This window comes from Mesorhizobium sp. EU05-FHT14A09, from assembly GCF_058790995.1.
The window spans coordinates 500,899-514,094 of the sequence record NZ_JBYTDF010000002.1 but is presented as its reverse complement, the minus strand read 5'-3'; the positions used below and the strand labels follow the sequence as shown (position 1 = coordinate 514,094).

Below are 13,196 nucleotides of genomic sequence, written 5' to 3'. Positions count from 1 at the left end.
TTCCTGACAGGAGACGCTGATGAAGGTCGACCGTGCGCGCATTGTTGAAGAGGCATTGAAACTGCTCAATGAAGTGGGCATGGACGCGTTGTCGACGCGCCTGCTTGCGGAGCGGCTGCAGGTACGCCAGCCGGCTTTGTATTGGCATTTCAAGAACAAGCGCGCGCTGCTGGATGCGATGAACAGGGAGATCCTGGAGCGCAGTCATAACCATCCGCTGCCTGCAGAAGGCGACGACTGGCGACACTATCTCACAGACAATACGCGCAGCTTTCGCGCCGCGCTGCTGGCCTACCGGGACGCTGGCCGGGTTCATGCGGGCACCGAAGTCGAACCCGACGAACTGCAGGACATCGAGATGAAAACCGCGTTTCTCGTCGCGCAGGGTTTCGATGTCGGCGAGGCCATGATGCTGTTCATCGCGCTTGGCCGCTACACGCTCGGTTGCGTCATCGAGGAGCAGTCCGACTATCCGGAAGGGCCAGGCCGAGGCGCGGAACTCGACGTCGCGGCACGCGATTATCCGCTGTTGTCGGCAGGTTTGGCGCGCTATCGCGAAGGGGGACACACAGCTCTTTTCGAAACCGGGCTAAGCCTGATCCTGGATGGTGCCGCCATGCGACTGTCAGGAAAATAGAAAAATCAAATACTTAGATCGTGATCTTGGTCTGAAACGCACTGCTTTTCAGACCAAGATCATGTTCGAAAGGAGAGATGGAGCGGAATGCCGATTCACCTTGGTCGCCTCCCGCTCTAGGCTTTGGATCTGGCGAATGCCGACGCAGCGACTGCCAGCCAGCCCAAGATCAGCAGAGTGCCGCCGGTCGGTGCCGCAAAGGGCAGCAGCCGTCCGCCCAGGAAGTCACGGGCGAGCAGGTCGCCGCAGAACAGGATCAACCCGACCAGCAGCACCAGCCCGCCAAGGCGAAGTATCCTGTTGCCGCCGACCAGTCCGATCGCCAGCAGCGCGAGTGCGTGCGTGAACAGGAAAGATGCGACCGTGCCGGTAAAGGCACCGCCGACATGGGCCGCTGCCGCCGACAGGGCGACGCCCGCGGCTCCGAGGAGCCCTCCGGCCAGCACAAGCGGCGCACACGGTTCAAAGGCAAAACGGGATGAGCTCATCGTCGGGATTCCATCGCGGCAAGTGGCAATCAGGATTGCACGGTTTGGGCGTCAGGCAGACTGCGGCTGTTCGTAGCGGCTGCGCACGAGCCAATTGAAGAGCGCGCCCAACGCCAGCAGCACGGCGGTGAACAGAAAAACCGAGCGCATGCCGAAATGGCCGCCGACGAAACCTCCGAGAACCGGTCCGGCGACCTGGCCGACATACTGCGCCGAGATCGAATAACCCAGGACGTTGCCGCCGACACCGTCCGGCACATTGTGGCGAATAACACTGGTGACGGAAGGCAGCAGGCCACCCAGGGCCAGGCCCATCAGAAAGCGCAGCACGATCAGTTGCCAGCTTTCGGTGACGAAAGCCTGCGGAATGAGCAGCAACGACGCGACCAGGAGCGCTCCGATGATGACGTTCCAGTGGCCGACGCGGTCGGCCAGCTTACCGAGCCTCGGGGCCGACAGGATCGCCCCGAGTGCGGCCGCCGACATGACAAAGCCGGCGACGAGCGTTACTTCCGTCGAATCCGCCACCAGTTCCGCGACATAAACGGTGATAATCGGTTCGATCGACATGGTGGCGAACATCAGCAGCATGCCGGTGGCCAGCATCGCCGCAACCGGTCGCTTGTTGGAGATGCGCGACCAACTGCCGGCCTGCTTCGTCTTTGTTTCGGACGCCGCTGAACGCCGATCTTCCTTGATCAGAAAGGTCGTGGCGAGAAAGGCCAGGAAGATGACGCCACCAGCGATCAGGAAGGTGGCGCGGATGCCGATCCTGGGTGGCAAGGCGCCGCCGATCAACGGTCCGACCAGATTGCCCGCCATGATGCCGGCCGAAAGCGTCCCCAAGGCCCAACCGGAGCGATCCTTGGGCGTCTGCATGGCGACCAGAATGGTGGAACCGGAGGAATAACCGCCAGCCAGGCCGACCAACAGGCGCAACGCCACCAATTGCCAGACGTCCTGCACCATGCCCATCAACGACATGCACACAGCCATGCCGAAGCTGGCGCGTACCAGCATCAGTTTGCGGCCGTAACGGTCACCCAGCCGGCCCCACAATGGCGCGACGAGTGCCGCCGCCAGGAAGGTCGCGCCATAGGCGATGCCAGACCATTGCACTATTCCCGCATGATCGTTGACACCCAGTTCTTCGACATAGAGCGGCAGGAAGGGCAGGAGCAGCGTCATCGCCACCAGCGTGGTGAAGGAACCGACGAAGCAGACCACGAGATTGCGGCGCCAATGAATGTTGTAACCTGTTTCTTCGGCGGGCGCGGTTTCAGTCGACATGACGTTGCTCATTGCTGCGTTGTCTTGTATCCCATTTTGGGATACCAAAATGGTATCCGTATCGGACACGGGCATTTTCAAGTCAATGGGCCAGCGGATGGGGAGGGCAGTAGCAATGTCACAGATGCTGCAGGTCGAGAGACAGTTGCGAGAAATGATCCTTGGGCTCGACATCGGCCCGGGCGAGAAACTGACCGAGCGGTGGGTCGAGAGCCGTTTTGGGGCGTCGCGGACGCCGGTGCGTGCTGCTCTGCTCAGGCTGGAGACGGAAGGGCTGGTGTCGCGGGATGGACGGGGCTGGACGGTATCGCCGATCAACCTTGCCGAAATCGAGCAGATTGCAGTCTATCGTCAGGCTGTCGAGGTTGCGGCCGCGCGGTTGACGGCGGCACTGGAGGATACAAGCGGCCTCGATGCGATCGAAGCAATGCTCGTTTCTTGCGGACCTGACACGCCACGCGAAGAATGGCATCGGGTCGGTACCGACTTCCATGTCGAACTGGCGCGCCTCTCCGGCAACGAGTTCCTGTTTCGGGCCGTTCGCGATGCCATGACCCGTTTGTCGCGAGCGCGGTGGCTTGAAATCCGCGACGAGGCTGCATCCGCGCGCGCCTGGGGCGAACACAGGGCCATCCTGGCCGCATTGCGGGCGGGGCGTGGAGATGAGGCGGCGGAGCTTCTCGTCCAGCATATCGGCGGCAGCCGCGACCGGTTGGTCCGCTCCCTGCAGGCGGAGCGCCGCGGGTTACGTGCCCGTGGTTTCGCCGTCGTTGCGGCGTGATGAAATCGTCCCGTTCGAGCGGACGGACCCGCGACATTCCTTGATAATGTTTCGTCACATTCTTTGACTGTTTTTCTTCGGGATTATCTGGCGCGGCGAGAACCGCGACGCTAAAAGCCTGCGCGGGCTTTTGCGTTGGAATCTTGATGCGTAATCTTCGTCGCAGGACTGGCAAGGTCTTTTATTACGCGCGTAACATTGTTCGCGACGGCGCGCCGCAATTGCTCTTTCGCCGGCGGCTGGACCATGCCTTGGCGGCTGCGTTGCGTCATGGGCCTGCGCTGCTTGATCGGCTCAACTACTACAACAAGCTGCAGGAGACGTTCGCGCCGAGCCCGAAGGCGGTGACGATCGCGACGCTGCCGCGTCGTCCGTCGATGTATTATTACGACCTCAAGGAGTTTGCCCGCTACTTCGATCAGAACCTGCATCTGGATCTGGAGTTCGGCGACGTTCGAGGGCTTCCTGCGGTTCCTTCGATCGTCAAGAACCGACCGATCGGGGCAAACAATGCCAATGCCGTGCTGTTCAAGATGGACAAGCTGCGGCATTTCCAGATGCAGACCGATCCGCTGCGCTTTGCCGACAAACAGCCCAGGGTCGTCTGGCGTGGCGACATGAACAATCCTGTTCGCCTGGTCTTCCTGGATGCCGCGCAGGGTTTGCCGTTCTGTGATGTCGGGTCGCCGGCCACCCATGCGCCGGAACGTCACCGCAAGCCTTTCATGAGTGTCGAAGATCAGAAGCGCTATCGCTACATCGTCTCGCTCGAAGGTTATGACGTGGCAACGAACCTCAAGTGGATCATGAGTTCGAACTCACTCTGCCTGATGCCTGAGCCGACCAACGAGATCTGGTTCTGCGAAGGGCATTTAAGGCCCGGCGAGCATTATGTGCAGCTGGCGCCCGATTTCTCGGATATTGCCGACAAGGTTGCGTTTTTCGAGCGTCATCCCGAGCAGGCCGAGCGGATCATCGCGTCGGCGCAGGCCTATTGCCGCCAGTTTTCGGATGAGCCGACCGAAAGGGCGCTGTCTTTCCTGGTGCTCTACAAATACTTCGTGCTGAGCGGGCAGATTGAACCCGACGAGAAGGTCTGGCGCTTCATTGCGGCATAGCCGCTTTTGATTTCGCAACTGCAATAAAACCGTCATTGCCCGCGGATATTGGTCGGCTCACGGTGCGAACGCGGAGCGATATCATGACCGAACTGGAACGCAATTCCCCCGCCGCTGACTGGCTCGAAGCGGAACTGGCTGACACGCTTGACGAGGACTATGAGCTGGAGCTGTCGGAGCCTGCTCTCTCGGAAGAGATCGCCAAAATCTACAAGCGCACACATCCGCCATCTGTCGAACGCCTGGTCTATTTCCGTGAACTGCTCAGGCTGCAGTCGGAACTGATCAAGCTGCAGTCATGGGTCTCCCACACCAAGACAAAGGTGGTGGTGCTGTTCGAAGGACGCGATTCCGCCGGCAAGGGCGGCGTGATCAAGCGCATTACCCAGCGCCTCAACCCTCGCATCTGCCGTGTGGTGGCCTTGCCTGCACCGACCGAGCGTGAACGCTCGCAGTGGTATTTCCAGCGCTATGTGCCGCACCTTCCGGCCGGTGGTGAGATCGTGCTGTTCGACCGCTCCTGGTACAACCGCGCCGGTGTCGAGCGGGTGATGGGTTTCGCCACGCCGGATCAGGTCGAGGAATTCTTCCGCGACGTGCCGGACTTCGAACGCATGCTGGTTCGTTCCGGCATCATCCTCGTGAAGTACTGGTTCTCGATTACGGATGAGGAGCAGCAGATGCGCTTCCTGATGCGCATCCATGATCCGATGAAGCAGTGGAAGCTCTCGCCGATGGACCTGCAGTCGCGTGTGCGCTGGGAACAGTACACCAAGGCCAAGGAAGAAATGCTCTTGCGCACCAACATCCAGGAAGCCCCCTGGTTCATCGTTGAAGGCAACGACAAGAAGCGCGCGCGGCTGAACTGCATGGATCACCTGTTGCAGCAGGTTCCCTATGAAACGGTGCCGCATGACGACATCACGCTGCCCGAGCGCGTTTTCAATCCGGAATATGAGCGCGCCGTGCTGCCGCCGGAGCTCTACGTGCCGGAGAAATACTAGAGCGTTTCCGTTTCACGGAAGCGCTGAAACGATCTAAGCTTTTGTTTTCATAGTATTTTATGACGGCTGGCATGCGCTGGGGCGTGTCATCCGGCTTTGCGCTGAGCGATGAAGAAGGCTTTCAGTGCCTCAACTTTATCGGCCGTCCAACCGGGCGGCTGGGTGACGGCCATCCAGGCATCGACATAGTGCTCGGGCGCATAGACATGTCCGTAGCCCATCGGCGTCGTCGTGCCGAGCGCGATATCCACCGTCAGCTGCAGCAGCGTGACGATCGGGAACCAGCGGAAGCGCGGCGAGACGTCCGGTCCGCGCTCGCCCTTCATCCAGTCCGGTTTGCTGTAGGCGGCATGGGGATCGAAAAACACGATCGGGTCGCTGGCATATTGCAGATAGACGACCCTTATCGGGCCCCATGGCGCGCCATCGAGATCGAGTGCGTTGCGCTGGCTGGTGAAGCGGATGACCGATCCGTCGCGGAAACGCGGCAGCCATGCCGGTGAGCCCGCGACGCGATTCGCTGTCGCAATCTTCCAGGTCCGGCTGGGGAAGGGCGGCCCTGCCCACACGGCACCCTGATACGGGTCGGCGACGACATCGTAGATGTCGCTCGAAAGATCGGAATTCAGCGCGCCGAGACTGAGGCCGTAGAGATAGAGTTTCGGGCGCCGGTCTTTCGGCAGGTTCTTCCAGTAGCCATAGATCTGGGTGAAAAGCGCGCGCGAGGCTTCCGAGCCATAGCCCGGTTCGACCAGCAGCGACAGCCAGCTTGGCAGGTAGGAGTACTGGATCGCTACACTCGCTATGTCGCCATGGTGGAGGTATTCGACGGGGTCGATGCCGGCTGGATCCACCCAGCCCGTGCCAGTCGGAGTGATGATGATCAGGGCCGAGCGCTCGAAGCCACCGACCCGTACCAGCTCCTCCAGCGCCAGTCTTGCCCGTTCCTCGACCGTGTTCGCCGAATTCAGCCCGGCATAGACACGGATTGGATCCTCTGCACCCTGACCGGTTCGCGACGCGATCTCGCTGCCCGTTGGAGCAGAGGCGATATAGCTGCGCCCCATCTTGCCGAGCCCCTGCCAGTTGATGAGCGAGGCAGGACTGCCGATCTTGCGGGTATCGCCCGGCGGCCGGATTTCGGCATCGATGATCTGGTCCAGTTCCCGATAAGAGGAATCCATGGCGCGAATTGCAAAGCGCAACAACACGCCGTCGACCACGGACCAGAACAGGATTGCGGTGAAGACGAGCCCGACCACGGCAGCGACGCGGCGTGGCACATAAGGATGCAGTCGCCTTGCTACGGCACGGAAGATACGGGCGAGAAACCTCGAAACCAGGATCACGATCGCAAAGGTCGCCATGGCAATCGCGGCGACCTCAATCGGGCCAATCTTGCCCGCCGGCTCCATGGCCATCAGGACACGGATCGAATCCTGCCAGCTCGATGCCTGAACCAGGAAGGCGATCGCGGCTACCAGACAGGCAAGAATGACCACGCGCGATGCGGTGACCAGTCTGTGTGGATCGGCCGTCGGCAAACCCATGTAGGCCCATAGCGCACGCAGTGCGACGCCGATCCCGTAGCCGCAGGAGAAACTCAGCCCCGACAGGACGCCCTGCGTGACGCTTTCGCGCGGAATGAGGCTTGGTGTCAGCGAGGCACAGAAGAACAGCGTCGCGAGGGCCAATCCGGTCAGCGAGAAGGCGTCGATCGTCCTAGCTGCCCACCGGAACACCATGCGTCAGATTCACCCCTTGAGGATTTCAGCTACCCTTGGCGCGAAGTAGGTGAGGATGCCGTCACAGCCGGCGCGCTTGAACGCGAGCAGCGATTCCAGCATTACCTTTTCGCCGTCGATCCAGCCATTGGCCGCGGCCGCCTTGATCATCGCGTATTCGCCCGACACCTGATAGGCGAAGGTCGGCATGGCAAACTCGTCCTTCAGGCGGCGGATGATGTCGAGATAGGGCAGGCCAGGCTTGACCATCAGCATATCGGCACCTTCGGCAAGATCCTGTTCGGCCTCCCGTACAGCCTCGTCGCTGTTGGCGTGATCGATGTAGTAGGTCTTCTTGTCGCCCTTGAGCAGCCCCTGCGTGCCGATCGCCTCGCGATAAGGACCATAGAAGGCAGAAGCGAATTTGGTGGCGTAGGACATGATGGCGACGTCCTGGAACCCATTGGCATCAAGCGCGTCACGGATCGCACCGATCCGGCCATCCATCATGTCAGACGGGGCGATGATGTCTGCGCCGGCGGCAGCCTGCAGCACGGCAGCGGCGGCGACCTGCTCAACCGTCTCGTCATTGACGATGATGCCGTCGCGCAGGATGCCGTCATGGCCGTGGCTGGTGAACGGGTCGAGCGCCACATCCGTTATGATGCCGATCTGCGGAACGGCGGCCTTGATGGCGCGCGTCGTGGCATTGATCAGGTTGTCAGGGTCGAGAATGTGCGAACCGGCCTCATCCTTGCGGCCAGCCTCGATGTTCGGAAAGGTCGCGATCGCCGGAATGCCGAGACTGGCGGCACGTTCGGCCTCGCGGACGGCCTGATCGATGCTGAGGCGAAAGACGTCCGGCATGGCCTCGATCGGCTCGCGCACATTGGTTCCGCCTGTCAGGAAGATCGGCCAGATCAGGTCATCGACCGTCAAGCGGTTCTCCTGCACCAAACGACGCGACCAGTCCGCCTTGCGCATGCGGCGCAGGCGCCGCGAGCCGGTGATTTCGTCGACGTTGCGGGCGCCGGCAGGTTTCGTGGGGGCGAACTTGTTCATGGCCAAAACTCCGATTGGCGGTTTTCTAACACGTGCGGGCCGGAGCGACCAATGCGGCATGGTTGTGCCAGCATCGGCGCGGATGGTCGCAGTCCGTTGCCGCACCCGGTCAGGACCAGGCTTGCCGGAAGGGTGGCATTGACGCGCTGGAGGGGGGCGCTTAGCACTTCCAAAGCATATGAATGAGGATTCTATGGCGATGGACTTTGGCGGCGGCGAGGAAATCCGCTTCGAAAGGGTTGGCCGGGCCGGCGTCGTGACCATGACACGCCCCCAGGCGCTCAACGCCATCACGCACCGCATGATCAATGCGCTATCGCGCGCACTGGATGCCTGGGAGGCTGATCCGGCGATCGACCTCGTGCTGCTGAGGGGCGAGGGCAGGGCGTTTTCCGCCGGCGGCGACATCATGGCTGTCTATGAAGGCGGCAAGGCCGGTAACCCGCCCGTCGAGTTCTTTGCCGACGAGTACCGGCTGAACGCGCGCATTCCCCGCTTTGCCAAGCCTTATGTTTCGCTGATCGACGGTATCGTCATGGGCGGTGGTGTCGGCCTGTCCTTTCATGGCTCACACCGGGTGCTTACCGAAAACGCCCAGTTCGCGATGCCGGAGGTCGGCATCGGCTTTTTCCCGGATGTCGGCGGCAGTCATCTGCTGCCGGGTCTCGCGGGGAGTTTCGGAGTTTACCTTGCGCTGACAGGGGAGCGCATTCGCTATGGCGATGCGCTGTGGTCCGGCCTGGCGACCCACGCGATCAAAGCGGCCGACCAGGATGTTTTTGTCCAGAACCTGACAGAGAGCGGAGATGTGAACGCGGCACTGCGAAGGCATGCGGTCACTGCCGAAGCCGAAACCGGGGAGCCGATGCGCGAAGCGATCGCGCGGCATTTTTCACGCGATAGTCTGGCAGACATCATCGCCAGCCTTGAAGCGGGAGCCGCCAGCGATGAATTCGCTTCCAAAACGCTGGCCATCATGGCGCAGCGTTCGCCAACCAGCCTGAATGTTGCCTTCCGGCAGATTCATGCCGGCCGCGCGCTGGCCATGGACGACTGCATGCGCATGGAGTTCCGCATCCTCGTGCGCATGCTGCAAGGCCACGACTTCTATGAAGGCATCCGCGCGGCGATCGTCGACAAGGATCGCCAGCCGAAATGGCGACCCGCGGGGCTGGCGGCGGTCGCTCCGGGGGATGTCGATCCATATTTCGCGTCGCTCGGCGAGCGGGAACTGGCCCTGTGAACGATGCCGCGCAAAGCCGCATTGTTCTGGAACCTTCGACGACGGAACTCGTCTTCGAATGGTTCCAGCGTATCGTTGCCGTCTATTGCCTGCTGTTCGGGGTGCTCTACTGGGTCCGCCTGATCGGTTTCTATCCTGGGCCACTGTGGCGCTTCGACCTGATGCCCGTGCACTGGCAGGTCGCCGCGGCAACGCTGGCGGTGTTCTTTCCGTTTGCCGCCGCGGGTCTCTGGATGCTGGCGTCCTGGGGACCCGTCATCTGGTTCATCTGCGCCCTGACCGAGACGATCATGTATATGGGGTATCCGCAGCTTTTCGGCGAACGCTGGTCGATCGTCGCAACGCATGCCGCCGTGGCCCTGGTCTACATTGCGCTCCGGCTTGTCGTGCATTTCCAGCGCCGCCGCCAGCGCGTGTGATTTCAGCCTTCCGGACGTTCGCTAAATCTTTAGGTTAATTTTCGCCCCTCGGCAGGGTTTTTATTAACCCTCTCCCGAAACCTCTTACCGGTAAGCTCTTGTTAGCCCTGGCGTTTAAGTCGAATTTTATAGGTATTCGATAGTGTCGCGATCAAGGTGACAAAAAACAAAAAATCACCGGGCGACAAACGAGAGGCAAAGACAATGATCAATTCGCGTCCTGTGGCGAAGACCGCCAATGTTATCGATGAGCGCCGCGAGTCCATCCGCACGCTGTACATGGAATCTCTTCAGCTGGTCGAACGTCTTCATCGGCGTTTGCTTGACGTAATCAAGGATGAGTTCGACCGCAACGGTCGTTCCGACATCAATGCTGTCCAGGCTCTGCTGCTTTTCAACATCGGTAATGCCGAGCTGACCGCCGGTGAGTTGCGCTCGCGCGGTTATTATCTCGGCTCGAACGTGTCCTACAACCTGAAGAAGCTCGTCGACCTGGGTTTCATCAACCATCAGCGCTCGCGCATCGACCGCCGTTCGGTCCGCGTCAGCCTGACGGACAAGGGCAATGAGGTGGCTGAGGTCGTTGCCGGCCTTTATGAGCGCCATATCGGTTCGATCGAGCATGTCGGTGGCATCAACCAGGACGAGTTCAAGCAGATGAACCGCGCCCTGCAGCGCCTGGATCGCTTCTGGAACGACACCATCGCCTACCGCATGTAAGCGGCTGGTCAGGGCTCGCCGGCCGGATTGCCGGCACCGCGTCCGCTTCCGTGACGTCTTCGTCACGGCGAGATACCACGCCGAAGAGCGGGGAGGAGGAGATCTAGAGCGTTTCCGTTTTTCGCGGAAACGCTCCGAGTTTTGTTTCGGCCGCATTGTTGCAACGCCAAGTGTTTTCGCTTGGCTACAAAATGCTCTAAATCTCCGGACTGGGCCGGTGCTGAAAAGGCACTGGCCCTTTCTTTCGTACGACGTAGGTCTAAAGCGCGGGCGTTGTGCCCAATTGCCGCCATATTCCGGTGGAAGCGAGAAACCGGACGGTGCAGTCAGATCTGACTGGCTGGTCTGCTCTCGCGAATGTGCGTTTTCCGGCAGCGAGATGCGAGATATGGTTGGCTAAATGTTAAGGATGGCAACCATAGAGTGCGGGCCGCCAACCGGGCCCACTGGCCAATCGTCGAATTGTTGAACAAGTCTGGAACGCCCATGAACACCAGCCGTCGCCTGTTTCTCACCGGAGCTTCCGCACTCGCCGTGGCTTTTGCCGCCGGTGCTGCCAGCGCCCAGGACGCCGTGGACGGTATCCTGAAGGCTTCAGGGCAGGGCGGTTGGGACGACACCTTTGACGCCCGCGCCACGCAGGGCGGCAAGGTCGCCTCGACGCTTCCGATCTTCAGCCCGCAGACCGTGAGCTATACGGAACAAGCCATTGGCCAGTATCGTGACATCGTGGCTCAGGGCGGATGGCCGCAAGTTCCTGCCACCAAGAAGCTGCAGCTCGGTGTTTCCGATCCCGACGTCGTGCCGCTGCGCAAGCGGTTGATGGTATCCGGCGACCTGTCGCAGAGCGCCGGCTTCTCGGAGTCCTTCGATTCCTACGTCGATGCCGCGCTCAAGCGCTTCCAGACCCGCCACGGCCTGCCGGCAGACGGCGTCACAGGCAAGTACACTTTTGCCGCGATGAACATCTCGGCGCAGGTGCGCCTCGGTCAGCTTGAAACCAATCTGGTGCGTCTGCGCGCCATGGGCGGTTTCCTCGGCAACCGTTACGTGATGGTCAACATCCCGGCCGCGCAGATCGAAGCGGTCGAGGGGGATCGCGTCGTGCTGCGTCACACGGCCATTGTCGGCAAGATCGACCGACAGACGCCGATTGTGAATTCGAAGATCAACGAAATCATCGTCAATCCTTACTGGAACGCGCCGGTGTCGATCGTCCGCAAGGACATCATTCCGCTGATGCGCAAGAATCCGAACTATCTTAAGGACAGCCATATCCGCCTGCTCGCGCCGGACGGCACGGAAGTCGATCCGACCACCGTGGACTGGTCGACGGAAGATGCCGTCAAGTATCGCTTCCGTCAGGATCCGGGCACCGGCAACGCGATGGCTTCGGTCAAGATCAATTTCCCGAGCCCGGACGGCGTCTATATGCACGACACGCCGCAGCAGAGCCTGTTCGGCAAGCTGATGCGCTTCGATTCTTCGGGTTGCGTGCGCGTGCAGAATGTGCGCGACCTCGTCACCTGGATCCTGCGCGATACCCAGGGCTGGAGCCGCCAGCATTTCGAAGAGACCATCAAGTCGGGCAACAACACCCCGGTCGCGGTCACCAATCCGGTGCCGGTCTACTTCACCTATGTCTCCGCCTGGTCGACCGGCCCGGGCGTCGTACAGTTCCGCGACGACATCTATCGTCGCGATGGCGTTGACGAGTTGCAGATCACGTCTTCGCTCTAGGACACAGCGCAGTCAGACAACGACAAAGCCATCGGCGAGCGCGCTGGTGGCTTTGTTGTTTTCGGCGCAGACTTCGCGCACGCAGGCGCGCAGCCAACGATGCGCGGGGTCTGCATCGAGCCGTGGGTGCCACAGAAGCGAGATGGTGATTTCCGGCAGTTCAAGGGGCAGCGCGAACCGGAACATGCCGTTCTTCAGGTGGCCGGTGTAGCGTTCGGGAATGCTGGCGATGAGGCCTGTCGCCTGGGCAAAGACCAACGCTTCCAGAAAGCCGCTGACGGTTGTTGCGATCTGTCGTTGCAATCCCAGGATCTGCAGCGCGTCGTCGATCGGGCCCTTGTCGAGGTTGCGGCGCGAAACCAGCACATGTTGCCCGGCTGCGTAGCGTTCGGGAGTGACGATGCCCTCGCACAAGGGATGTCCGGCCCGCACGACACCGACGAACCGATCCCGAAACAGGGTCTGTGCCCGGATTTCCGGTCCGGTCGTGGTTCCGATCACGCCGGTTTCGAGGTCGACACTGCCATCGCGCAGCGGTGTGCTGTCCTTGTCCGGCTTCGGCACAAAACGCATGCGTACGCCAGGTGCGTCCTGCGCGATGCGGGCCAGCAGGGCCGGCCCGAAATTCTCGACGAAGCCGTCGGAATTCCTCATCGTGAACGTCCGCGTCAGCCTCGCGAGGTCCAGCTTTTCCGCAGGGCGCAGCATGGCTTCGGCTTCTTCGACGATACGGCTGACATGCTGGCGCAGTTCGAGCGCGCGCGGGGTGGGGACAAGGCCACGGCCAGCCCGAACCAGCAGTGGGTCGCCTGTCGTTTCGCGCAGCCGCGCCAGCGCTCGGCTCATCGCGGAAGGGCTGAGCCGCAGTCGCCTTGCGGCGCGGGCAACGCTGCCTTCTGCAAGCAGCACATCAAGCGTGATCAGCAGGTTGAGATCGGGGTGCGACATGCCGGAGAGCATAACGCATGTC

13 protein-coding genes are annotated in these 13,196 nt (G+C 61.3%); 8 read left to right on the top strand and 5 right to left on the bottom strand.

Going from position 1 to position 13,196, the window contains the following annotated elements; genetic code table 11:
• The first annotated feature begins 19 nt into the window (after positions 1 to 19).
• Complete coding sequence (locus tag AC3WTO_RS09905; protein ID WP_492460530.1) at positions 20 to 637, top strand: TetR/AcrR family transcriptional regulator C-terminal domain-containing protein; 618 nt, start codon at positions 20 to 22, stop codon at positions 635 to 637.
• Positions 638 to 753: 116 nt separating this feature from the next.
• Here the strand turns inward: AC3WTO_RS09905 and AC3WTO_RS09900 are convergent, their stop codons facing one another.
• Positions 754 to 1,125: a DUF423 domain-containing protein gene (locus AC3WTO_RS09900; RefSeq protein WP_492460529.1), complete on the bottom strand. Its 372-nt coding sequence runs from the start codon at positions 1,123 to 1,125 to the stop codon at positions 754 to 756.
• A gap of 51 nt (positions 1,126 to 1,176) precedes the next feature.
• Entirely contained in the window at positions 1,177 to 2,415 is a 1,239-nt protein-coding gene (locus AC3WTO_RS09895) for a multidrug efflux MFS transporter (RefSeq protein WP_492460528.1), read from the bottom strand.
• Between the two features lie 115 nt (positions 2,416 to 2,530).
• Between AC3WTO_RS09895 and AC3WTO_RS09890 the strand changes: the two genes are divergently transcribed.
• The 3 genes from AC3WTO_RS09890 (at position 2,531) to ppk2 (ending at position 5,318) form a co-directional block, all read left to right on the top strand.
• The gene (locus AC3WTO_RS09890) at positions 2,531 to 3,196 is read left to right on the top strand and encodes a GntR family transcriptional regulator (RefSeq protein WP_492460527.1); all 666 of its coding nucleotides are present in this window, start codon (positions 2,531 to 2,533) and stop codon (positions 3,194 to 3,196) included.
• A 146-nt stretch (positions 3,197 to 3,342) separates the two neighbouring features.
• Positions 3,343 to 4,314, top strand: coding sequence for a glycosyl transferase family 90 (locus AC3WTO_RS09885; RefSeq protein ID WP_492460526.1), 972 nt, complete (start codon positions 3,343 to 3,345; stop codon positions 4,312 to 4,314).
• A gap of 83 nt (positions 4,315 to 4,397) precedes the next feature.
• Positions 4,398 to 5,318 carry a polyphosphate kinase 2 gene (ppk2, locus tag AC3WTO_RS09880; RefSeq protein WP_492460525.1) on the top strand — a complete coding sequence of 307 codons (921 nt, stop codon included), beginning with the start codon at positions 4,398 to 4,400 and terminating at the stop codon, positions 5,316 to 5,318.
• Positions 5,319 to 5,404: 86 nt separating this feature from the next.
• Here the strand turns inward: ppk2 and AC3WTO_RS09875 are convergent, their stop codons facing one another.
• Both AC3WTO_RS09875 and hemB read right to left on the bottom strand, forming a co-directional pair.
• On the bottom strand, positions 5,405 to 7,063 hold the full coding sequence (locus AC3WTO_RS09875) for an alpha/beta hydrolase (protein ID WP_492460524.1): 1,659 nt from the start codon (positions 7,061 to 7,063) through the stop codon (positions 5,405 to 5,407).
• A 9-nt stretch (positions 7,064 to 7,072) separates the two neighbouring features.
• Positions 7,073 to 8,104, bottom strand: coding sequence for a porphobilinogen synthase (gene hemB, locus AC3WTO_RS09870; RefSeq protein ID WP_492460523.1), 1,032 nt, complete (start codon positions 8,102 to 8,104; stop codon positions 7,073 to 7,075).
• Between the two features lie 199 nt (positions 8,105 to 8,303).
• Between hemB and AC3WTO_RS09865 the strand changes: the two genes are divergently transcribed.
• The 4 genes from AC3WTO_RS09865 to AC3WTO_RS09850 all read left to right on the top strand — a co-directional run bounded on the left by AC3WTO_RS09865 (position 8,304) and on the right by AC3WTO_RS09850 (position 12,226).
• The gene (locus AC3WTO_RS09865; protein ID WP_492460852.1) at positions 8,304 to 9,347 is read left to right on the top strand and encodes an enoyl-CoA hydratase/isomerase family protein; all 1,044 of its coding nucleotides are present in this window, start codon (positions 8,304 to 8,306) and stop codon (positions 9,345 to 9,347) included.
• Positions 9,344 to 9,766, top strand: a complete 423-nt coding sequence (locus tag AC3WTO_RS09860; protein WP_492460522.1) for a DUF6163 family protein — start codon at positions 9,344 to 9,346, stop codon at positions 9,764 to 9,766. The genes AC3WTO_RS09865 and AC3WTO_RS09860 overlap by 4 nt, the downstream gene beginning before the upstream one ends.
• A 204-nt stretch (positions 9,767 to 9,970) precedes the next feature.
• Positions 9,971 to 10,486 carry a transcriptional regulator LdtR gene (gene ldtR, locus AC3WTO_RS09855; protein WP_054311167.1) on the top strand — a complete coding sequence of 172 codons (516 nt, stop codon included), beginning with the start codon at positions 9,971 to 9,973 and terminating at the stop codon, positions 10,484 to 10,486.
• A 486-nt stretch (positions 10,487 to 10,972) separates the two neighbouring features.
• Positions 10,973 to 12,226 (top strand): L,D-transpeptidase family protein, encoded by a 1,254-nt coding sequence (locus tag AC3WTO_RS09850; RefSeq protein WP_492460521.1) that lies wholly within the window; start codon positions 10,973 to 10,975, stop codon positions 12,224 to 12,226.
• Positions 12,227 to 12,238: 12 nt separating this feature from the next.
• Here the strand turns inward: AC3WTO_RS09850 and AC3WTO_RS09845 are convergent, their stop codons facing one another.
• Entirely contained in the window at positions 12,239 to 13,174 is a 936-nt protein-coding gene (locus AC3WTO_RS09845) for a LysR family transcriptional regulator (RefSeq protein WP_492460520.1), read from the bottom strand.
• Positions 13,175 to 13,196: the final 22 nt, after the last annotated feature.